The sequence below is a fragment of the Stenotrophomonas sp. LARHCG68 genome, from assembly GCF_052871705.1.
In genome coordinates this window covers 604008-625538 of record NZ_JBIXJV010000002.1, presented here as the reverse complement: position 1 = coordinate 625538, position 21531 = coordinate 604008, and the positions used below count along the sequence as shown (strand labels likewise).

At 69.5% G+C, this 21531-nt stretch carries 14 protein-coding genes; 9 read left to right on the top strand and 5 right to left on the bottom strand.

The genetic code is table 11. The features are described 5' to 3' along the window. Nucleotides 1–122 precede the first annotated feature (122 nt). From ACIPR8_RS10280 to ACIPR8_RS10245, 8 genes are read left to right on the top strand one after another with little or no spacing between them, the layout of a single operon-like run. Entirely contained in the window at nt 123–1067 is a 945-nt protein-coding gene (locus ACIPR8_RS10280; protein ID WP_446540963.1) for a proline racemase family protein, read from the top strand. Then, entirely contained in the window at nt 1040–2182 is a 1143-nt protein-coding gene (locus ACIPR8_RS10275; protein ID WP_446541060.1) for an NAD(P)/FAD-dependent oxidoreductase, read from the top strand. The genes ACIPR8_RS10280 and ACIPR8_RS10275 overlap by 28 nt, the downstream gene beginning before the upstream one ends. Further along, nucleotides 2179–2421: a (2Fe-2S)-binding protein gene (locus ACIPR8_RS10270; RefSeq protein ID WP_132863943.1), complete on the top strand. Its 243-nt coding sequence runs from the start codon at nt 2179–2181 to the stop codon at nt 2419–2421. The genes ACIPR8_RS10275 and ACIPR8_RS10270 overlap by 4 nt, the downstream gene beginning before the upstream one ends. Continuing rightward, a complete protein-coding gene (locus ACIPR8_RS10265) occupies nt 2418–3722 on the top strand; it encodes an FAD-dependent oxidoreductase (RefSeq protein WP_446540962.1) in 1305 nt (434 codons plus the stop codon). The genes ACIPR8_RS10270 and ACIPR8_RS10265 overlap by 4 nt, the downstream gene beginning before the upstream one ends. Further along, the gene (locus ACIPR8_RS10260) at nt 3722–4627 is read left to right on the top strand and encodes a dihydrodipicolinate synthase family protein (RefSeq protein WP_446540961.1); all 906 of its coding nucleotides are present in this window, start codon (nt 3722–3724) and stop codon (nt 4625–4627) included. The genes ACIPR8_RS10265 and ACIPR8_RS10260 overlap by 1 nt, the downstream gene beginning before the upstream one ends. Before the next feature lies 1 nt (nt 4628). Further along, entirely contained in the window at nt 4629–6221 is a 1593-nt protein-coding gene (locus ACIPR8_RS10255; RefSeq protein ID WP_446540960.1) for an aldehyde dehydrogenase family protein, read from the top strand. Further along, nucleotides 6218–7420, top strand: a complete 1203-nt coding sequence (locus ACIPR8_RS10250) for a M24 family metallopeptidase (RefSeq protein WP_446540959.1) — start codon at nt 6218–6220, stop codon at nt 7418–7420. Before ACIPR8_RS10255 ends, ACIPR8_RS10250 begins: the two co-directional genes overlap by 4 nt. Before the next feature lie 25 nt (nt 7421–7445). Continuing rightward, nucleotides 7446–9785 (top strand): DPP IV N-terminal domain-containing protein, encoded by a 2340-nt coding sequence (locus ACIPR8_RS10245; RefSeq protein ID WP_446540958.1) that lies wholly within the window; start codon nt 7446–7448, stop codon nt 9783–9785. A gap of 513 nt (nt 9786–10298) precedes the next feature. Here ACIPR8_RS10245 and ACIPR8_RS10240 read toward each other — a convergent pair. Beyond that, nucleotides 10299–13082: a TonB-dependent receptor plug domain-containing protein gene (locus ACIPR8_RS10240; protein ID WP_446540957.1), complete on the bottom strand. Its 2784-nt coding sequence runs from the start codon at nt 13080–13082 to the stop codon at nt 10299–10301. 185 nt (nt 13083–13267) lie between these two features. Here ACIPR8_RS10240 and ACIPR8_RS10235 point away from each other — a divergent pair, with 185 nt between their 5' ends. After that, nucleotides 13268–14683 carry a coniferyl aldehyde dehydrogenase gene (locus tag ACIPR8_RS10235; RefSeq protein ID WP_446540956.1) on the top strand — a complete coding sequence of 472 codons (1416 nt, stop codon included), beginning with the start codon at nt 13268–13270 and terminating at the stop codon, nt 14681–14683. Between the two features lie 434 nt (nt 14684–15117). Here the strand turns inward: ACIPR8_RS10235 and ACIPR8_RS10230 are convergent, their stop codons facing one another. The 4 genes from ACIPR8_RS10230 to ACIPR8_RS10215 form a co-directional block, all read right to left on the bottom strand. Continuing rightward, nucleotides 15118–16086, bottom strand: a complete 969-nt coding sequence (locus tag ACIPR8_RS10230; RefSeq protein ID WP_446540955.1) for a transaldolase — start codon at nt 16084–16086, stop codon at nt 15118–15120. Nucleotides 16087–16100: 14 nt separating this feature from the next. Further along, complete coding sequence (locus tag ACIPR8_RS10225) at nt 16101–17294, bottom strand: CaiB/BaiF CoA transferase family protein (protein ID WP_192287118.1); 1194 nt, start codon at nt 17292–17294, stop codon at nt 16101–16103. Nucleotides 17295–17482: 188 nt separating this feature from the next. Further along, entirely contained in the window at nt 17483–19339 is a 1857-nt protein-coding gene (locus ACIPR8_RS10220; RefSeq protein WP_446540954.1) for a glycoside hydrolase family 127 protein, read from the bottom strand. Continuing rightward, the gene (locus tag ACIPR8_RS10215) at nt 19336–21525 is read right to left on the bottom strand and encodes a formylglycine-generating enzyme family protein (RefSeq protein WP_446540953.1); all 2190 of its coding nucleotides are present in this window, start codon (nt 21523–21525) and stop codon (nt 19336–19338) included. Before ACIPR8_RS10215 ends, ACIPR8_RS10220 begins: the two co-directional genes overlap by 4 nt. Between the last annotated feature and the right edge of the window lie 6 nt (nt 21526–21531).

Here is a 21531-nt window from a genome sequence, read left to right as displayed (position 1 = left end):
CGGCCGATCCTAGCGCATGCCGGAAGGCGTTTGCGCGTGTTCAGGTGGCTGTGCCGAATTCCGCATGAGCACGCCCAATCGCCTGCTATTCGGGCCTGCGCGGCGAATGGGAGCATGGCCGCATGCACCGGATAGACATCATCGATTCGCATACCGCAGGCGAGCCCACCCGGGTCGTGCTTGGCGGATTTCCCGATCTTGGCCAAGGCAGCCTGCAGCAGCGCCGCGAGCGTTTTGCCGGGCAGTTCGACCATTGGCGCGCGGCGCTGGCGTGCGAGCCGCGTGGCTCGGACACGATGGTCGGCGCACTGCTGCTGCCGGCGCAGGATCCGGCCGCGTGCACCGGGGTGATCTTCTTCAACAACGTCGGCTACCTGGGCATGTGTGGCCACGGCACCATCGGTGTGGTCCGCACGCTGGCCGAGCTGGGCCGCATCGGCGTGGGCCGGCATCGCATCGAGACGCCGGTGGGCACGGTGGGCGTGGAACTGTTCGCCGATGGCCGGGTCGCGGTCGACAACGTCGAGAGCTGGCGGTACCAGGCCGATGTCGTGGTCGAGGTGGCCGGGCATGGCCCGGTGCGCGGCGACGTCGCCTGGGGCGGCAACTGGTTCTTCATCACCGCGCAGGCGCCGTGCACGGTGGAGCTGGCCAACCAGCGCACGCTTACCGCCTATACCGAGGCCATCCGCGTGGCGCTGGAACAGGCCGGCATCCGCGGCCAGGACGGCGAGATCGACCACATCGAAGTCAACGCCACCGCACCGGACGGCAGCGGGCAGATGCGCAATTTCGTGCTGTGCCCGGGGCTGGCCTACGACCGTTCGCCGTGTGGCACCGGCACCAGCGCCAAACTGGCCTGCCTGGCCGCTGACGGCAAGCTCGGCGCGGGTGAGCACTGGACGCAGCAGGGCGTGCTGGGTACCGCGTTCGAAGCGTCCTACCAGCCCGGTACGCGCGGCATCCTGCCGCGCATCATCGGCCAGGCGTGGATCACCGCGCGTGCCACCGTGCTGATCGACCCGGCCGACCCGTTCGCCTGGGGCATTGGCGGTCCGCGGCCGTGAGTGCAGGCGGTACGTTCGAGCTGATCATCATCGGCGCCGGCATCGTCGGCGCCGCCTGCGCCGAAGCCGCGGTGGCCGCCGGTCTGCGCGTGGCGGTGGTGGAATACGGCGCGGTGGGCGGCGGCGCGAGCGCGGCCGCGATGGGCCACCTGGTGGCGATGGATGGCGATGCGCATGAGCTGGCGCTGTGCAGCTATTCGCTGCGGCTGTGGCAGCGTTGGGCCGATTGGCCACAGGCCGAATACCAACGCTGCGGCACCCTGTGGGTGGCACGCAACGGCGACGAACTGGACACCGTGGCCGCCCGCGTGGATGCGTTGGCGGCGGTCGGCGTGCAGGCCGTGGCGGTGGATGCGGCGGGGCTGTACCAGCGCGAACCGCAGCTTGCCGCGGGCCTGTGCGGTGGCATGCACGTACCGGGCGACGCGGTGGTCTACCCGCCGCGGGTGGCCTGGCGGCTGATCGAAGATGCCTGCCGGCAGGGCATGCAGTTGTTTGCCGGCGCCCGTGCCACGCAACTGGTCGAGGACGGCGTGCTGCTGGCCGATGGCCGCGTGCTGCGTGGGCCGGTGCTGGTGGCCACCGGCAGCGCATTGCCGGAGTTGCTGCCGGAACTGCCGATGCGTGCGCGCAAGGGGCAGCTGGTCATCACCGACCGGCACCGGCCGTTGCTGCGCCACCAGCTGATCGAGATGGGCTATGCCGCCGCCGCGCATGGCGCCGATGCCGCCAGCGTGTCGTTCAACGTGCAGCCGCGGCCGAACGGCCAACTGCTGATCGGGTCCTCGCGCGAATACGACGCCGTGGACAACGGCATCTCGATGGCGCTGCTGCAACGCATGCTGCGCCGCGCGTTCGACTTCGTCCCGGTGCTGCAGGAGCTGCGTGCGCTGCGCAGCTGGTGCGGTTTCCGCCCGGCCACGCCGGACGGGCTGCCGTACCTGGGCGCGGTGCCGGGCCGTCACCGGGTATGGGTGGCGGCCGGCCATGAAGGGCTGGGCATCACCGCCGCACCGGGCAGTGCGCGGCTGCTGGTCGATGCCTTCCTCGGCCGCAGTCCGGCGCTTGCGTTGGACCCCTATCGGCCGGATCGGCTGCAGCAGGAGGTGGCATGAGCCGCGTCGTATTGAGTGTGGACGGCCTGCGCGTGGAAGTGGAGGAGGGCGCCACCGTCGCCGCCGCCATCGCGCAGGTGCGCAGCAGCTTCCGGCGTTCGCCCGGCGGTGAGCCGCGCGCGCCGCTGTGCGGCATGGGCCTGTGCTTCGAATGCCGGGTCCGCATCGATGCGATCGAGCAGCTGCGCGCCTGCATGGTGGTGGCACGCCCGGGCATGCGGGTGGAGACACAGCGATGAAACAGCATCATTACGACCTGCTGGTGGTCGGGGCCGGCCCTGCGGGCCTGGCCGCGGCCCATGCCGGTGCCCGCCGTGGCGCGCGGGTGGGGCTGGTCGATGCACAGCCGCGCGTCGGCGGCCAGGTATGGCGGCACGACCTGCGCTTCGGCGTGCCGGCGATGGCGCGGGCGCAGATCGAAGGCCTGGAGGCCGCGGGCATCGCGCTGCTGGCCGGGCACGAAGTGACCTTGGCCGACCCGCACCGGCTGCTCGCCGTCCATGCGCACGGCGCAGTGGCGCTGCACTGGCGCAAGCTGGTGATCGCCACGGGCGCACGCGAGCTGCTGCTGCCCTTCCCGGGCTGGACCTTGCCCGGCGTCACCGGTGCCGGTGGCCTGCAGGCGTTGGCCAAGCAGGGCCTGCCAGTGGCCGGCAAGCGGGTGGTGGTGGCCGGTACTGGCCCACTGCTGCTGGCGACGGCCGCCACGCTCAAGCGCCATGGCGCGACGCTGGTCGGCATCCACGAACAGGCCAGCACCGCGCAGCTGCATGGCTTCGCCCGCCAGCTGTGGCGTTGGCCGGGCAAGCTGGCGCAGGCGGTGGCACTGCGCGCCGGCCTGGCGCCGGTGCCATGGCACCGGCAAAGCACGGTCGTGGCCGCGCATGGCGACCAGCGCCTGCAGGGCGTGGACATCGTCACTGCCGGTGGCCCGCGCACGCGCGTGGCCTGCGACCTGCTGGCGGTCGGCTGGGGCCTGGTGCCGAACGTGGAGCTGGCGCGGCTGCTGGGCTGTGAACTGGACACCTCCTGCACGCACCCGGTGGTGCGCGTGGACCTGCAACTGCGCAGCAGCCACTCCGACATCCACGTGGCCGGCGAAAGCCTCGGCATCGGCGGCCGCGACTGCGCCCGCATCGAAGGCGCGATGGCGGCGTGCTTCGCCCTGGGCGACGTGCGCGGCGGCGAGGCACTGCGCCACCGGCGCGAACATGAGCGTGCCTATGCCGCGCTGCTGGCTCGGACCTTCCAGCCCGGCGAACAGGCCCGCACGCTGGCCGACCCCGACACCCTGGTCTGCCGCTGCGAAGACGTGCCGATGGCCGACGTGCACGCGCACCCGGACCCGCGCCAGCTGCGGCTGGTCACCCGTTGCGGCATGGGTGCCTGCCAGGGCCGCATCTGCGGTGCCGCGCTGCGCGAACTGCGATTGACCTCCCCTTCCGCCTCCCCCACGGCCGTGCGGCCGCCACTGACCCCGGTCAGCCTGGCTGCATTGGCAGATGCATCCTTCGACCCATACGAACCAGGTAAGCCTTGATGAGCAATGCAGACTTCTGGCGCGGCGTACTGCCGGCCATCACCACTCCCTTCACCGCCAACGGCACGGTGGACCATGCCTTCCTGGCCGAGCACGCACGCCGCCTGGTCGATGCCGGCTGCAGCGGCCTGGTGCCGCTGGGCTCGCTGGGCGAAAGCGCCACCCTGAGCTTCGAGGAAAAGGTGGCCATCGTGCGCACCCTGGTCGATGCGGTGGGGGCCCGCGTGCCGATCGTGGCCGGCATCGCCGCGCTGTCGACGCAGGAAGGCATCGCGCTGGCCGCGGCGGTGAAGCAGGCCGGCGCCGGTGGCCTGATGGTGCTGCCGCCGTACGTGTACTCCAGCGACCGCCACGAGATGGATGCGTACATCCGCGCAGTCATCGCCTCCACCGATCTGCCGGTGCTGCTGTACAACAACCCGATCGCCTACAAGACCGACTTCAGCCCGGAACAGGTGGCCGCGTTCGCCGCCGAGTTCGCGCACGTGCAGGCGATCAAGGAGTCCTCCGGCGACATCCGCCGCCTGGCCGCGATCAAGGCCCTGCTCGGCGATCGCCTGGTGCTGCTGGTCGGCGTGGACGACCTGATCGTGGAAGGCATCGCGATGGGTGCCGAAGGCTGGATCGCCGGTACCGTCAACGCGTTCCCGGAAGAAGCGGTGCAGTTGTTCGAGCAGGCACGGCGCGGTGGTTACGCGGCGGCCCGCGAGTTGTACGAGTGGTCGTTGCCGCTGCTGCGCATGGATACCGTTCCCAAGTTCGTGCAGCTGATCAAGCTGATGCAGGAGCGCGTGGGCCTGGGCAGCGAGCGCGTGCGTGCGCCGCGGCTGGTGGTGGAAGGCGGCGAACGCGCGCAGGCGCTGCAGGTGATCGACCACGCCATCGCCACCCGCGGGAAGCGCTGAGATGGCCACGGTCGCGCTGTTGTTGATTGCCGGCCACTGGCGTCCGGCAGCGGAAGGCACGGACAGCTTCCGCGCGGTGGACCCGTCCACTGCGCAGGCCATCGGGGATGCGTTCCCGCGCAGCGGTGCGGCCGAGGTGGAACAGGCGCTGGCGGCGGCAAGCGCCGCCGCGCCGATGTTGGCGGCGCTCGCCCCGGAACGCATCGCCGCGTTCCTGGAAGGCTACGCCGATGCATTGGAAGCCGATGCCGAAGCGCTGGTGGCGCTGGCGCATGCCGAGACCGGGTTGCCGGCCGCCACCCGCCTGCGCGGCAATGAACTGCCGCGCACCTGCAACCAGTTGCGCCAGGCCGCCAGCGCCGCACGCAGCGCCAGCTGGACCCGGCCGGTGATCGACACCGGCGCCGGCCTGCGTTCGTGCCACGCGCCATTGGGCAAGCCGGTCCTGGTGTTCGGCCCCAATAATTTCCCGTTCGCGTTCAACGCGGTGTCCGGCGGCGACTTCGCCGCCGCCATCGCCGCACGCAACCCGGTGATCGCCAAGGCGCACCCGGCGCACCCGGGCACCAGCCAGCGCCTGGCCGAACACGCGCAACGCGCCGCGGACGCGGCCGGCCTGCCCGCCGGCACGGTGCAGCTGCTGTACGACATGCCCGCGCCACTGGGGCGGGCCCTGGCCGGCGATACGCGTTTGGGCGCGATCGCCTTCACCGGCAGCCGCAGCGCCGGGTTGGCCTTGAAGCAGGCGGCCGATGCCGCGGGCATCCCGTTCTTCGGCGAGCTGTCCAGCCTGAACCCGGTGTTCCTGCTGCCCGGTGCGCTGGCCGAACGCGGGGAAGCGCTGGCCGAGGCGTTCAGCGCGTCGTGCTTGCTCGGCAGTGGCCAGTTCTGCACCAACCCGGGGCTGGTACTGGTGCCGCGCGGTGCCGCTGGCGATGCGTTCGTCGCGGCGGTGGCCGGTCGTTTCGCCGACACCGCGCCGCAGCTGCTGCTGTCGCCGGCGGTGCTGGCCACGCTGCAGCACGCGATCGGAGCGTTGCGCCAGGCCGGTGCGCGCCTGCTGTGCGGCGGTACGCCGGGCAGCGTGGGCATCACCCATGCCGCGACCCTGTTCGAGGTGGATGCCGAGGCGTTCCTCGCCGCGCCCGCGCGGTTCCAGGGCGAGGCGTTCGGCCCGAGCAGCCTGCTGCTGCGGGTCAGCGATGTCGCCCAGATGCAGGCAGTGGCGGCCACGCTGGAGGGCCAGCTCACCGGCACGCTGTACCGCGCCGGCGACGGCAGCGACGATGCCGCGTGGCAGGCCGTGGCCAGCGTGCTGCGGCCGCGCGTGGGGCGGCTGATCTGCGACCGCATGCCCACCGGCGTGGCGGTCAGCCCGGCGCAGCAACATGGCGGGCCATACCCGGCCTCGACGCAACCGGGATTCACCGCCGTCGGCCTGCCGGCCGCGATCCTGCGCTTCAGTGCGCTGCAGGCATACGACAATGTGCCCGATGCGCTGCTCCCGCCGGAGCTGCGCGACCGCAACCCGGGTGGATTGCTGCGCTGGATCGACCAGCGTTGGACCACCGATGACATCGGAGCACAGCCATGAATGCACAGATCGGACACCTCACCCTGGAACAGGCACGCGCACGCCTGGCACCGTGGCCACAGCGCGCACCGGCCATCAGCGCCGAGGAGCATGCGCAACGCCTGCAGCGGGCCCGTGCGCTGATGCGGGCGCAGGGCGTGGACGCATTGCTGGTCACCGCCGGCACCTCGCTGCGCTGGTTCTGCGGCGTCCCGTGGGGTGGCAGCGAACGGCTGGTGGCGATGCTGCTGACCCTGGAAGGGGAGCCGCTGCTGGTGTGCCCGGTGTTCGAGGAAGGCTCGCTCGACGCGGTGCTGCGCATCCCGGCCGGCAAGCGCCTGTGGGAAGAACACCAGGACCCGCACGCGCAGGTGGCCGAGGCCATGGCCGAACGCGGCGCGCGCACGCTGGCGCTGGACCCGGAGGCACCGTTCCGCGTGCAGGTCGGCCTGGCCGCCCACCTGGGCGCCGATGCGATCCAGTCGGCGGCCTCTCTCATCGATGGCTGCCGGATGTGCAAGTCGCCGGCCGAACTGGCGCTGATGCAGCAGGCCTGCGACATGACGCTGTTCGTGCAGCAGCTGGCCGCCGGCATCGCCCACGAGGGCATCGGCACCGACACGCTGGTGCGTTTCATCGACGAGGCACACCGTGCGCTGGGCGCCGACGGCGGCTCGACCTTCTGCATCGTGCAGTTCGGGCATGCCACCGCCTTCCCGCACGGCATTCCCGGCGTGCAGCACCTGCGCCGCGGCGAACTGGTGCTGATCGACACCGGCTGCGCCGTGCAGGGCTACAACTCGGACATCACCCGCACCTGGATCTTCGGCGAGCCGGATGCCGAGCAGCGCCGCATCTGGGAACTGGAGCGCGCCGCGCAGCAGGCCGCCTTCGACGCGGTGCGCCCCGGCGTGCCGTGCGAGGTGGTCGACCAGGCCGCGCGCGACGTGCTCGAAGCGGCCGGGCTGGGTCCGGACTACCGTTTGCCGGGTCTGCCGCACCGCACCGGCCACGGCTGCGGCCTGGCCATCCATGAGGCGCCGTACCTGGTGCGTGGCAACACCCTGCCGCTGGCACCGGGCATGTGCTGCAGCAACGAACCGATGATCGTGGTGCCGGGCCGCTTCGGCGTGCGCCTGGAGGACCACTTCCATGTCACCGCCGACGGCGCGCAATGGTTCACGCCGCCATCGCCGGCCATCGACCGGCCTTTTGCCTGACCTGATACGCAAGGAGACACGCTGCATGCTTCGATCCAGGGGAATCCACCATTACGCCCGCAGCCTGGCGTTGGGCCTGGCCTGCGCCGGTGCACCGCTGCTGGCCCGGGCCGATGCGCCGCCGGCACCGGATGCGGCGGCGTTCAACCGCTCGCTGCAGCTGCGCGAACAGTGGATGTACCTGACCCAGGGCCTGGCCGGGCCGGCGACCTGGACCGATGCACGGCAATACCGCTACCGACGCACCGCGCCGGGCGGCTTCGAGTTCGTCAGCCGCAGCGTGGGCCAGGCCGGCGCGGTGCCGGCGTTCGACCAGGCACGGCTGGCGACGGCGCTGTCGCCGCTGCTGGGCCGCAGCGTCCAGGCCCTGCGCCTGCCGTTCTCCGACTACACGCTGGAAGCGGACGGGCGTGCCCTGCGTGCCTGGGTCGACGGTGGCTGGATGCGGTGCGAGCTGGGCGATGCCTACCGCTGCGCGCGCTGGAGCGCGCCGGAGCGGGAACCGCGCCCGCGTGGCTGGGGCGTGGTGCGTGACCTGTCGATGCCCGCCGACGACACGCCGCAGCGCTCGCCCGACGGGCGCTACGAGGCGCAGGTGCGCGAGGGCAGCGTGGTGCTGCGCCAGCTCGCCGACGGCCAGACCCGGGTGTTGGCGCGCGACGGCGCGGCCACCGATTTCTACGACCCGGAAAGCATCGTCTGGTCGCCGGACTCCTCGCGCTTCGTGGTACTGCGCGTGGTGCCCGGCTTCGCACGCCAGGTGACGCGGGTGGAAACCGCGCCGCGCGACCAGGTGCAGCCGCGGGTGCGCACCCAGCTCTACCCCAAGCCCGGCGACCCGGTGGACATCGATCGCCCGGTGATCTTCGAGGTGGCCGGTGGCCGTCGCATCGACGTGCCGACCGCACTGTTCGACAACGCCTACGAGATCACCCCGCCGCAGTTCCGCGCCGACGGCCGCACCCTGGCATTCCGCTACACCGCGCGTGGCCACCAACGCGTGCGCCTGGTCGAGGTGGACGCGCAAAGCGGCGCGGCGCGCAGCGTGGTCGAGGAAGCCAGCAAGACCTTCGTCAACAGCTGGTGGTACCGCGCCGAGTTCCACGACGTGGGCAATCGCGGCGAGCAGATCGTGTGGATGTCCGAGCGCGATGGCTGGAACCACCTGTACATGGTCGACGGTCGCACTGGCCGGCTGCAGCAGCTGACCCGTGGCCCGTGGGTGGTGCGGCAGATCGTCAAGGTCGACGAGGCGCGCCGCCAGGTCTGGTTCGCCGCCAACGGCCGCGAGCCGGGCGACCCCTACCTGCAGCACTTCTACCGCGTCGATTTCGACGGCCGCAACCTGCAGCACATGACGCCCGGCGACGGCTGGCACGAGATCAGCCTGTCGCCGGACATGAACCATTACGTGGACACCTGGTCACGGCTGGACCAGCCCAACATCACCGAGCTGCGCGACGCACGTGACGGGCACCTGCTGGACACCGTGGAGCGCGGCGACGCCAGCGCGCTGTTCGCCGCCGGTTACCGCGCGCCGGAAACCTTCTCCGCGCCCGGCCGCGATGGCAGCACACCGATCTTCGGGCTGGTGGTGCGGCCCACCCGGCATGACCCGGCGCGGCGTTACCCGGTGATCGAGAGCATCTATGCCGGCCCGCACGATTCCTCGGTGCAGAAGAAGTTCTGGCCGTTCGATTCGCAGTCCAGCAACGAGCGGTTGATCGGCCTGCAGGCGTTGGCCGACCTGGGCTTCATCGTGGTCGAGATCGACGGCATGGGCACCATGAACCGTTCCAAGGCCTTCCACGACGTGGCCTGGAAGAACCTGGGCGATGCCGGCTTCCCGGACCGCATCGCCTGGCACAAGGCCATGGCCGCGCGTGATCCTTCCTATGACATCAGTGGCGGCGTCGGCATCTACGGCGCATCGGCCGGTGGCCAGAACGCGCTCAACGCGCTGCAGTTCCACCCGGAGTTCTACACCGTGGCGGTGGCCTACAACGGCTGTTACGACAACCGCATGGACAAGCTCAGCTGGAACGAGCAATGGCTGGGCTGGCCGGTGGATGCAAGTTACAGCCGCGCCTCGGGCGTGGACAACGCGCACCGGATGCAGGGCAAGCTGCTGCTGATCGTGGGCGAACAGGACGAGAACGTGGACCCGGCCTCGACCTACCAGGTGGCCGATGCGCTGATCCGTGCCGGCAAGGACTTCGACCTGCTCACGGTGCCGGGCACCGGGCATGGCGTGGGCCGTTCGCAGGAGCCGGTGGACTACATCCAGCGACGCAAGTTCGATTTCTTCGTGCGCCACCTGCGCGGGCTGTCCACGCCGGACTGGAACCAGCAGGGCACGCGCTGACGCGCCCCTCGCGACCGCGCGGTCGCGATCGCCTGTCCCGACACATCGCCGCCGGCTGCCCTGGGTGCAGTCCGGCGGCGATCTGCATTGAAGCACCGGATTGCAGGCTTGGCGGCGTGCCCGCCGCTGCGCGGCGATCGACCGCGCGGCGGTCGCTGCCGAGCCGGCACACGCGGCAGTGGAGGATGGCGCAGGTCGGTTGCCTGCACGCCACGCCATGCACCTCACGGGAAACGCCACCGATATGCCGCGCAACGCGGTCCGGTAGCGTCGTGCATCGTACCGGCCGGCCCTGCGCGCAGGCGGGCAATGCTTGTCGTTGCGGTAGCCGGCGCCTTGCACCGCCGGGGAAGATCCCTGCACGCCGGCGCAGAAGACCGGTTGTCCTGCAGGCCGTGCTGCTGCGGCGGCGAGCCAGGCATGTCCGCGTCCTATCTGGGGCGTTCCACGTGCAAAAAAAATCACCGCGGCGAGAACGCACCGCGGTGGCGGAAGGGAAACGCGGACCGCTTGTTACAGCTTGTATTCCACGGTCATGAAGTACTCCGTCCCCACCGGGTTGTACTTGGTGATGTCCGCATATGGCCACCACTTTTCCGAGGCATGCCGGTACGGTGTCTTGTCGAACAGGTTGACCACCGCCAGGTTGAAGGACAGCTGCTCGGTGGCGCGGTAGGCCAGCGACAGGTTCACCGTCATCCACGGCCTGAAGCGCTCGTAGCTGTCGGCCCAGCGCACCGGCGAGGAACCCAGGCGGTTGAAGTGCAGGTAGCTGGAGAAGCGCTTGTAGTCCCAGCCCAGGGTCATGTTCGAGCGGGTGCGGAACTCGCTGTTCCACTGCCGGTCGCGGATGTTCTCCACGGCGTCCTCGGGCAGGTAGCGGCTGAGCGTCTTGAGGATGTGCGTATAGCTGATGCGTGCGGAGAAACGGCCCCAATGGTCGGTGGGCAGGGTGGAACTCCAGCTCGCGTCGATGCCGTTCTGCTGGTACATGCCGGTGTTGAACGGGCTGGTGATCACCGACAACACGCTGTCGTTTCGGCCACCGCGCTGCACGCGCGCCAGCATGGTCTGGCACTTGGGCGAGTTCGGGTCCACGTCCAGGCCCTGTGCATCGAAGCCCAGCGCGCATTCGGCGGCATAGCGCAGCACCGCGTCGGCGCCGATCAGGCCGACCTGCTCCTCCAGCTTGATGCGGTACCAGTCCAGGGTGAAGGAGTGGTTCTGGCCGATCTGCGCGACCATGCCGAGGGTGTCGCTGCTGCCCTTTTCCTCGTGCAGCCCCGGGTCACCCTCGGAGTACTGGCGGATCGAGCCGGTGCCATAGTCGTCACCGCAGCCCTGCCAGCTCTGGCCGCGCTGCAGGCCTTCCTGCTGCACGCAGCTCAGGTAGTCCACGCCGCTGGTATAGGCCGAGCTGCGTTCGGCGAACATCACGTGCATGTCCGGCGCGCGGAACGAGGTCGCGTGCGATGCACGCAGCAACAGCCAGTCGCTGGGGCGCCAGCTCAGCCCGGCCTGCCAGGTGAAGGCGCCGCCGACGTCGGAGGCGTCGTCGTAGTGGTCGTAGCGTGCGGCCAGCTTGGCATCCCACTGGCCGAAGCCCGAGCCGGCCGCCAGCAGCGGCACCGAGAACTCCGTGCCCACCGCGTAGTGGTTGCGCTTGCCGCTGCCACGGATGCCACTCCAGCCGTAGATGTCGCCATCGACGGTGGGTTGGTCGGTGATGAAGCGGTAGCTGTCGCGGGTGGCTTCGGCCACCGCGGCGAACGCCAGCGGGCCGGCCGGCAGGTCGAACAGGTTGCCGGACAGGTCGGCGGTGAACGACTGCGAGGTGGAGCGCCCGTCGCCCACCGAGGTGTGCATGACGTCGCGGAACACTTCCGGCGACAGCTGGCCGAAGAAGTCGATGTTGCCATTGGGCATCAGGTTGGCGTCCAGGCTGCCGGCGCCCACGCGCACCCAACGGCTGCCGGCCCACGGCAGCGACCAGTCGCGGCCTTCCTCGCCGAACAGCAGGCCCATCATCGCCTTGTCGTTGAAGCGCTCGACCGTGTCGCGGTAGCGATAGCGGCCGTAGTTGTAGTTCAGGCTGTAGTCGAAGCGGCCCACCGCACCGCGGATGCCGGCGATGATGACGTCGTTGTTCTCCTTGAACTTCTGGTTGCTGCCCGGGAACTCGTTGTTGCGGAAGGTGCGGTAGGCGTGGCGCCAGGCCACCGCGTTGGGCTGCGCGGCCTGCATGTCGTCCACCACCTCGTAGTCGACCGCGTAGCCGTAGCGGTACATGCCGGCATCGGCGCGCGAGCGCGTGCTCAGCGCGGTGGCGTACAGCTCGTGCTCGCCCAGCGCATGGGTGGCGTTGAGGAAGCCGAACAGGCGCTTGCGGCCGTTGCGCACGGTGTAGCTGTCGAAATCGTTGTCACCGCAGTAGCGCTCCGTGCCGGTGGCGCTGCCGGGCTTGGCCGGCACGTAGCCGAGGGGGTCGCAGCGGCCACTGATGTCCAGCAGGTCCCAGCCGCTCTCGCGGTCCCAGAACGACATGACCTGGGTGGGGTCGCGGTAGTCCGGGTCGGGCGAGCGGTCCGGCGAGGCGAACCAGCGGCGCTGGTTGCCCTGGATCGGCCAGCGCCGGTCCCATTCCAGGCCGGCGGTCACCTGGGTGTCGCCGAACTCGAAGCCGGTGGTCACCGACACCCGCTCGGACCGGCCGCCGCCGTGCACGGTGTCGCCGTGGCGGTAGGACAGCGTGGTGCCCTCGACCTTGTCCTTCAGGATCACGTTGACCACGCCGGCCACCGCATCGGAACCATAGATCGCCGAGGCACCGCTGGTCAGGATCTCGACCCGGTCCACCGCCGAGGTCGGGATCATCGCCAGGTTGGTGACGTTGCCGCTGACCGTGCCGGCCGGCTTGGGCAGCATCGGGATGCGGCGGCCATTGAGCAGCACCAGCGTGTAGCCGGGGCCGAAGCCGCGCAGGTTCAGTGCCTGCGCGTTGGCGTTGAAGTTGTTGGTGTTCTCCTCGCCGACGAACACACCGGTGTTGGCGGTGATGTTGGACAGTGCGTCATAGACGTTGGCGAAGCCCTGGTGCTCCAGGTCCTCGGCAGTGATCATCTGCACCGGATCGATCCCCTCGATCTCGGTGCGCTTGATCCGCGACCCGGTCACTTCCACCTTGTCCAGGGTCCTGGCCCCGGCCTCGTTCGCGGCCTGCTGGGCCAGCGACAGTCCGGGTAACAATGCCAGGCCGATGGCCGTGGCGATGGTGCAGCGTTGTGGCAAACCCCTCATACTCCCTCCCGAGCGTGGTGTCTGGTTGGCGGTCTGATGCCGCCGTGCGGTGGCGCGCAATGCGCCTTTTTTCATGGTGTTGATGGCGGGGCAGGGCCGATAGCACGAAACGCCGGTGACCGATGCGGAACTCCGCACAGCCCGGAACGCGCACTGGCCCCTCCCGTCCCAAGGGAGAGATGCCGATGAATGCAGTGGGGTCGCCGGATCAGGACCTGCAGGTGACGCTGGCGCGGCTGCGCCAGGCGTGGATGGACAAGCGCCCGGACCATGCCCAGCGCCGTGACGACCTGCAGCGCCTGCGCGCCGCGTTCAAGGCGCGCATCGGCCAGATGAGCGATGCCATCGCCGCCGACTTCGGCCATCGCTCCCGGCATGAATCGGTGATCGCCGATGGCATGACCGTCACCGGCGAGATCGACCACCTGCTCGCGCACCTGCGCGGCTGGATGAAACCCGAGCGCGTGGGCGTGGGCTGGCGGTTCTGGCCGGCGCGGGCACAGGTGCGCGCGGTGCCGGTGGGCGTGGTCGGCGTGATCTCGCCGTGGAACTACCCGGTCAACCTCGCGCTGGTGCCGCTGGCCACCGCGATCGCGGCCGGCAACCACGTGCTGCTCAAGCCTTCCGAACACACGCCGCAGACATCGGCCTTCCTGCAGTCATTGCTGGCCGAGGTGTTCCCGCCCGAGCGCGTGCGCGTGGTGCAGGGCGATGCCGGCGTGGCGGCGGCGTTCTCCGCGTTGCCGCTGGACCACCTGGTGTTCACCGGCTCCACCACCGTGGGCCGCAAGGTGATGGCCGCGGCCGCGCAGCACCTGACGCCGCTGACGCTGGAGCTGGGCGGCAAGTCGCCAGCGGTGGTGGCCACCGACTACCCGCTGGAGGCCGCCGCCGCGCGGCTGGCGACGGGCAAGTGGTTCAACGCCGGGCAGACCTGCATCGCCCCGGACTACGTGCTGGTCGACGCCGGCCGCGTGGATGCCCTGGTGCAGGCCCTGCGCGAACAGGTGGGCGCGCGCTATGGCAACTTCGACGATGCCAGCGATTACAGCCGCATCATCAACGACGCACAGTTCGCGCGCCTGAAGGGCTACGTGAGCGATGCGCGCGCGCGCGGCCTGCAGGTGGTCGAGCTGGCGCAGATCGATGCCGAGCGCCAGCGCCGCGAGCGCCTGTTCCCGCCGACGGTGATCCTGCAGCCCGGCGACGACGCCACGGTGATGCAGGAGGAGATCTTCGGCCCGATCCTGCCGGTTCGCGGCTACCGCACGCTGGACGACGCCATCGCCACCATCAACGGGCGCGACCGGCCGTTGGCGCTGTACCCCTTCAGCCACGATGCGGCGACGGTGGAGAAGATCCTGGGCCGTACCGTGTCCGGCGGCGTCACCGTCAACGACACGCTGCTGCATTTCGCGATCAACGGCCTGCCATTCGGCGGCGTCGGTGCCAGTGGCATGGGGGCGTATCACGGCCGCGCCGGGTTCGATGCGATGAGCAAGCGCTTGCCGGTGCTGTGGCAGACCAAGCGTGCGGGCAGTGACCTGCTGCGACCGCCCTACAGCAAGGTCGCGAAGTTCATCGACTTCATTTCGCGCTGACGCTGCCCAAGCGCCCTCATCCGCCCCTCCGGGGCACCTTCTCCCATTGCATGGGAGAAGGGAGGAGCTGCGGCATTGCGTGCCCGGACGGGGCTTGGCTGCATTCCCGCTGCTGCTGAAAAGGAAAAGCCGTAACCGGACCGGGGACCGGCCGGTTACGGATGACCCGGCACAAAGGGAGAGGGAGCCGGTGTCGAAAAGTGGTGTCCAAAGCCCCTCTCCCGCAAGGCGGGGGAAGGAAGGTTCTGGGGCATTGCGTGCCCTGGCTTCCCGCTCAAGCCCCTCTCCCGTGTACGGGAGAGGGGTTGGGGTGAGGGCGCCTTGAAAGCGCGCAAGCGCCACGGCAACGCAGAAACGCCCTCATCCGCCCCTTCGGGGCCCCTTCTCCCGCAGGCGGGAGAAGGGAGATTCTCGGGCACTGCGTGTGGGTCTGCTTACTTCGCCAGTTCGTCGGCAATGCGCTGGCGCAGCGTCTGCAGGTCCTTGGCGAACGCGTCGATGCCGGTGGCCAGCTTCTCGGTGGCCATCGGGTCGGTGGCCAGGTCGGCGTCGAACCTGGCTTCATCGATGACGGCCACGTTGACGGCTTCGGCCGCACCGGCCACCAGCTTGCGCGGCAGCTCGCCGAAGTCGGCGTCGAGCTTCTCCAGCAGGTCCGGCGAGATGGTCAGGCGGTCGCAGCCGGCCAGCGCTTCGATCTGCGCGGTCGAGCGGAACGAGGCGCCCATCACCACCGTCGGCGAGCCACGGCGCTTGAACTCGGCATACACGCCGCGCACGAACTGCACGCCCGGGTCTTCGTCGATGCTGGCCGGCGCCTGGCCGTTGGCCACGTACCAGTCCAGGATGCGGCCGACGAACGGCGAGATCAGGAACGCACCGGCTTCCGAGCAGGCCAGCGCCTGGGTCGGGTTGAAGATCAGGGTCAGGTTGCAGTCGATGCCTTCGGCCTGCAACACGCGTGCTGCCTCCACGCCGGCCCAGGTGGCGGCGATCTTGATCAGCACCTTGCTACGCGGCACGCCGGCAGCTTCGTACATGGCGATGAACTCGCGCGCCTTGGCGATGGTGGCGGCGGTGTCATGCGCCTGGTCGGCGTCCACTTCGGTGGAGACGCGGCCGGGCACCAGCTCGGCCAGCATCGTGCCCACGCCCACGCCCACGGTCAGGCGGTCGACCACGGCCTTGGCCACGTCCTGCACGTCGCCGGGCTGGTTGCGGCCCCACTGCAGCTCGCGCTCGATCAACGCGGCATAGACCGGCAGGTCGAGGGCTTTCTTCACCAGGGTCGGGTTGGTGGTGCAGTCCACCGGACGCAGGCGCTTTATGGCCTCGTAGTCACCGGTGTCGGCGACGACGACGGACAGTTCACGCAGCTGGGCGAGCTTGGATGCAGCGGTCATGCGGGTACTCCAGGTCAGTCGGTGGCGCCGTCATCATCGATGCGCGCGATGACAGCCGCGGTGTCCTGGTCGAACACCGGCGCGGCAAACGGCTGCGGGCCCGGGGTGCGCCCGAACACGATGGGACGGGTGATGCCACGGTAGCTGCCCAACAGCGGGTGCGGCAGGGTGGTGATCATTTCCTCGGCCAGCACCTGCGGGTGCTCGAACATGTCCTCGACCTTGCGCGCGGCCGCGCACGGCACTTCCTCGCCGAACAGGGCTTCCCACTCCAGTGCACTGCGCGTGGCCAGCGCGGCATGCAGCTTGGCCAGCAGTTCATCGGAATGCTCGGCGCGCTTGCGCACGCTGTCGTAGCGCGGGTCGGTGGCCAGTTCCGGCAGGCCGGTCTTCTCGCACAAGGCCTGCCAGAAGCGCGGCGTGTTGGCCGAGATGTACAGGTGGCCGTGCGCGGTTGGATGGATGCCGGTGACGCCGCCCGAACGCATGTCACGGCCCACGCCCTCGGGCTCACCCTCGGCCCAGATCATGCGTGCCGACTGCATGGTCAGCGCACTGCGCAGCAGCGACACGCCGACGTACTGGCCTTCGCCACTGCGCTCGCGCTCATACAGTGCCGAGGACACGCCGGCAGCGACCAGCGCGGCGGCGTAGTAGTCCACCACCGAGCCATACAGGATCTCCGGTGCGCCGCCGGGCTTGCCCTGCATCGCGCACATGCCGGTCATGGTCTGCAGCACCTGGTCGTAGCCGGCCTTGTCCTTCAGCGGGCCACCTTCGCCGTACCCGGTGACCGCGCAGTACACCAGGCGCGGGTTGATCCGGTTCAGGCTCTCGAAGTCGATGCCCAGCCGCGCCGGCACGCTCGGGCGGAAGTTGTGCACCAGCACGTCGGCCTCGCGCACCAGCCGCATCAGCACCGCGCGCTGGTCCGGTTCCTTCAGGTCCAGCACCACGCCGCGCTTGGAGCGGTTCACGCCAAGGAACGCCCGGCTTTCCGCTTCCAGCGTGGAGGGGTACTTGCGCAGGTTGTCGCCCACCGGCGGTTCAACCTTGATCACTTCCGCGCCCTGGTCGGCCAGCAGCGTGCAGCCGTAGGGGCCGGCGATGTAGGCGCTCAGGTCGAGCACGCGGATGCCGCTGAGCGGACCGGTGGCACCTTCGCGCGTGGCGACATCAAAGGGAGAAGGGGTGTGGCTTGCAGACATGGGGTTACTCGATTCCTTGCTTGCAGTTTCCTCCCGTGCCACCGGAAGAAACAGATCGTGCGGGTATTTTCAGCGAGGACAAAAACCTTCCACAGCCCATCGAGCGCCCCTGACACCGTGATGGAACGGGACGCATCGTCCTGCCGATGCCGGCAACGCACCTGGCGTGGCCGGCACCGGCGGGTGGATCACGAAGGCGCCAGCGACAGCCAGCTCAGGCGCCATGCACCGTGCTCACGGCCACCGCAGCGGTAGTAGGGCTCGAACACCAGCGGCGCGCGGCAGTCCAGCTGCATCGTCACCGTGGCGCCTTCGCCCCGGTCCTCACCGACCTGCAGCCACTTCGACGGGTCGCCGTGCGGCAGCCGCACCGTCTCGTCGGTCTTGAAGCCGTCGATCAGCCCGGTGGCATAGACCAGTGGGCCATAGGTCAGGCCGACGTACTCCCAGCGCAGCACTTCCTGCGCCACCGGCGAGCCGTCGGGTGCGCGCGATTCCTGCACGTTGATGTTGGCCGCGCGCTGCAGCTGCGGCTGCATCGGCAGGCGCAGGTTGACCAGGTCACCGGCCTTCCATTCGCGCAGGATCTGCACGAAGCCGTCATCGCCGGGCTGCACCGGCACGGTGATGCCATTGACCTGGATGCGTGCGTCCTCGGCCCAAGCCGGGATGCGCAGGCCGACGCTGAAGGTGGCGTTGCGCTCGGGCGAGACGCGCAGCGTGACCTGGCCGTCGAACGGGTAGCGGGTCTGCTGCTGCAGCGTCACCGCGCCGGCCTCGGCCTGCGGCAGCGTGGCCTGGCCGGGTCCGTACAGGTTCACCCGCAGGCCGCCATCGGCGGCGACGCCATAGGCCACCTGCGGCAGTTCCTCCACCGCCATCGCGCCGGAGGACTTGCAGCAGCGCCAATACGTGGTGTGCACGCGCTTGCCGTTGGGGAAGGTGTAGTAGCACCAGTCCTCGCCGTTGGGCGCCATCGCCGCGAGCAGGTCGTTGTAGGCGGTACGCTCCAGTTCCTCGGCGTAGCGCGCATGGCCGGTGATGGCCAGCAGCTCGCGGTTGAGCTGCATCCAGGCCAGCACCGAGCAGGTTTCCACGTAGGCCTGCGGGAAGAACGTGCGCGGCGCATTGAACACTTCGCGCGAGCGGTGCGCCACGCCCCCCCACGGGCCACCGCCGAGGGTGAGGTGCTGCGCGCGGATGTTGTGCCACAGGTTGTCGATGGCGATGCGGTAATCGTGCTTGCCGGTGGCCTTGTACAGCTTGGCCAGGCCGACCAGGTTCCACGACAGCTGGTAGGCCTTGCCGGTGGCGATGAACGCCGCGTCTTCGCCGGCGATGCCCTTGTCGAGCAGGGCCAGGCGCGGGTTGGCGTTGGCCTGCTGCAGGATCCTCTCGGCCAGCGCGAGGTAGCGCGGTTCACCGGTGACCAGGTACAGGTCGGCGGCCGGGTCCAGCAGCACCGTGGCCGACATGCCGTGGTGATTGCCCAGCGTGGTGATGTCGATGCCCGATTCCAGCGCCTGCCAGCACAGGTCGGCGATGCGACGCGCGGCCTGCAGGTAGCTTTCATCGCCCAATGCACGCCAGGTTTCCAGGAAACCCAGGATCAGGTAGCTATGGGTCCAGATGTCCCAGGTGCGCAGCGCCGGCTCGCCGTTCCAGCTTTCCGGCTTGGGCGGCTGCGGCACGGTGAAGCGGCGGTCGGCGGCATAGTTGCCGAGGTAGCCGTCGGCATCCTGCTGGCTGATCAACCAGTCGGCGACGCGGCGCAGGTTCGCTTCCAGCTGCGGTTGGCCGCCCTGCGCCACCGCGCGGGCGGTGGCCGAGAGCCACTTGCCGGCATGCTCGCCGTACCAGTCGCCTTCCTGGTTCTGCTGTTTGTGGGCCTGGCCGAAGATGCTGATCGACGGGCTGTCCTCGTCGACGATGAAGTGGCTCAGCCGGCCGCTGCGGTTGGCGGCCAGCATCTGCCCGAACAGGCCATCGAGCTGCACCGCCGCCGGTGTCACCAGCTGCTGGCCGTTGTGGATGGCCGCACTCATGCCGCGTCCACCACGCAACGGAAGCCGAGCATGCCGCTGCGGTCCTTGGCCGGTGCCATCAGCAGGTACTTGCCATGCTGGTCCAGGCGGTAGGCCTGCGGGAAGTACCAATGCGAGGTCTGCGGCTGGTAGCTGGAACCGCCACGCAGGATTGCTGCGCGGGTGTGCTCGTCGATGAACTCGTCGGTCCACTGCCACACGTTGCCGACCAGGTCCTGCACGCCGAACGGGCTGGCACCCTGCGGATGGGCATCGACGTCGGCCGGTGCCAGCACGCGGCGGCCGCGGTTCACGCGCGGCACGCGCGCGGCGTCCCAGTCGTTGCCCCACGGATAGGCACGACCATCGCCGCCCTGCGCGGCGTACTGCCACTCCCATTCGTGCGGCAGGCGCTTGCCGGCCCACGCGGCATAGGCACGCGCATCTTCCAGCGAGACCCAGATCACCGGCTTGTTGTCCCAGCCGGCGCGCGGCGCGCCGTCCACCCAATGGGCGAGGAAGTTGATGTCATCGGCCGGGTGGTAGCCGGTGGCATCGATGAACGCCTTGAACTGCGCATTGGTGACGGGGAAGCGGTCGATGTGGAAGGACGCCATCTGCATGTGTTTGCGATGGTGGCGGCGCGGGCAGTCTTCCCAGGGGAATTGCACGTCCTGGCCCGCCCAGTTGAAGCCTTCGATCTCCACGCCGCCAACGGCGAACACAAACTCGCCCGCCGGAATGGTGACCATGCCGGCCGGTGCACTGGACTGTGCCGGCGTGGCCGGGATCTCACGCAGCTGCTGGCCGAGCGCCTTCCATGCGCCGGAATGGCTGTTGAGCGGCTGCTCTGCACGCGTGGCGGCATCAGCCATGAATGCATCGAAGCCTTCGAGCACGACGCCCGGCTGCACGCTCAGTACCGCGCCAAAGCCACGTGCTTCCATCGGCAGTTCGATCACCGCCACGCCATCGCGGATCGACGGCGACAGTTCCGTCCCGTGCCAAACGTCGTAGTAGCGCGTGCCGTCCACGTGCGGCAGGCCGATCTGCTCGCCGTTGACCGCGTATTCGTTGCGGTTGATGAAGGTGTGCAGGCTCAGCCCATCGACCGGGAACTTGCTGGCGAAGATGCCGCCCTGGTAGCAGACCTGGTACGGCTCCCAGTCCTGCGATACCACCAGCTGCGGGAACTGGCGGTAGATCGCGGCGATGCGGCGCAGGGTTTCGCCATCGCGCGCTGTGAACTGGTTCCAGATGCCCCAGATGTTTTCCCAGGCGTTGTAGCCGATGCCGTTGAAGAAGCAGTACTGAAGATCGTGGTTGCGGTTGCGGCCCCAGCGGTTCTCGTAGTTGACCATGTGGCGCGGCTCCAGCCACTTCCACTTGGACACCGGCGGCACCGGGCCATCGGGGGCCTTCTTGCCCCAGCTCTGCACGTTCCAGATCAGCTGTTCTTCCGAGCTGATGGTGGATTCGGGCTGCACCACCACTGGGTTGCCGTTGGCGTCGCAGGCATCGAAGAACGCGCGCGGCACGCCGTTGAAGGTATCGCCGTTGATGCCATCGGCGCCGGTGGCCTTGATGATCTCGGCCATGCCGTCCCAATGGGTCACGCCCGGGTCGCGGGTACCGTGGTCCCACGGCTTGGCCGGCAGGAACACGCGCACGCCGCGCTTCTGGAAGGCCTTCACGGCAGCGGTCAGCCCCTCCAGGCCACCGGGCAGCGTGTGCGCCAGATCGAACTGGTTGCGGTCGTCGATGCCGATGTTCGGGTAGATGTACCAGATCAATACCGAGTCCAGCCCGCCGAAGCGTGCGATCAGGTCATCCAGGTACTTGTCCACGGTGTACTGCGCGGTGTCCACGTCGAAGAAGTAGCGGTCCTCGACCATCATCTGCGCGTGCACGAAGTTGCGCTGCGCCCACTGCAGCTCGGGGCGGCGGTAGTTCACGTCGGTGTAGCCGATCCGCACCAGGTGCTCGCGGCGCCAGTCCTTCAGCTCGGTCAGCCAGTCGCCGGCACTGGCGTTGGCATCGATCATCCAGCTGCCGATGTCGGCGAACGGCCAGGCCGGTGCCTTGCCCGGGGTGGGCAGGTAGCGGCCGGTGGTGACGTGCGAGAACTTGTACTCGGTGGTGATCGCCTCGCGCCCGTGGTCGGGGCTGTCGTTGTCGTAGTCAGGCGTGGGGTACGGCGTGGTCATGGCATT

What these genes read in the sequence shown, in the direction of transcription:
- ACIPR8_RS10280 (WP_446540963.1), top strand. Translation starts at nt 123, where the DNA reads ATGCACCGGATAGACATCATCGATTCGCATACCGCAGGCGAGCCCACC.
- ACIPR8_RS10270 (WP_132863943.1), top strand. Translation starts at nt 2,179, where the DNA reads ATGAGCCGCGTCGTATTGAGTGTGGACGGCCTGCGCGTGGAAGTGGAG.
- ACIPR8_RS10265 (WP_446540962.1), top strand. Translation starts at nt 2,418, where the DNA reads ATGAAACAGCATCATTACGACCTGCTGGTGGTCGGGGCCGGCCCTGCG.
- ACIPR8_RS10260 (WP_446540961.1), top strand. Translation starts at nt 3,722, where the DNA reads ATGAGCAATGCAGACTTCTGGCGCGGCGTACTGCCGGCCATCACCACT.
- ACIPR8_RS10255 (WP_446540960.1), top strand. Translation starts at nt 4,629, where the DNA reads ATGGCCACGGTCGCGCTGTTGTTGATTGCCGGCCACTGGCGTCCGGCA.
- ACIPR8_RS10250 (WP_446540959.1), top strand. Translation starts at nt 6,218, where the DNA reads ATGAATGCACAGATCGGACACCTCACCCTGGAACAGGCACGCGCACGC.
- ACIPR8_RS10245 (WP_446540958.1), top strand. Translation starts at nt 7,446, where the DNA reads ATGCTTCGATCCAGGGGAATCCACCATTACGCCCGCAGCCTGGCGTTG.
- ACIPR8_RS10240 (WP_446540957.1), bottom strand. Translation starts at nt 13,082, where the DNA reads ATGAGGGGTTTGCCACAACGCTGCACCATCGCCACGGCCATCGGCCTG.
- ACIPR8_RS10235 (WP_446540956.1), top strand. Translation starts at nt 13,268, where the DNA reads ATGAATGCAGTGGGGTCGCCGGATCAGGACCTGCAGGTGACGCTGGCG.
- ACIPR8_RS10230 (WP_446540955.1), bottom strand. Translation starts at nt 16,086, where the DNA reads ATGACCGCTGCATCCAAGCTCGCCCAGCTGCGTGAACTGTCCGTCGTC.
- ACIPR8_RS10225 (WP_192287118.1), bottom strand. Translation starts at nt 17,294, where the DNA reads ATGTCTGCAAGCCACACCCCTTCTCCCTTTGATGTCGCCACGCGCGAA.
- ACIPR8_RS10220 (WP_446540954.1), bottom strand. Translation starts at nt 19,339, where the DNA reads ATGAGTGCGGCCATCCACAACGGCCAGCAGCTGGTGACACCGGCGGCG.
- ACIPR8_RS10215 (WP_446540953.1), bottom strand. Translation starts at nt 21,525, where the DNA reads ATGACCACGCCGTACCCCACGCCTGACTACGACAACGACAGCCCCGAC.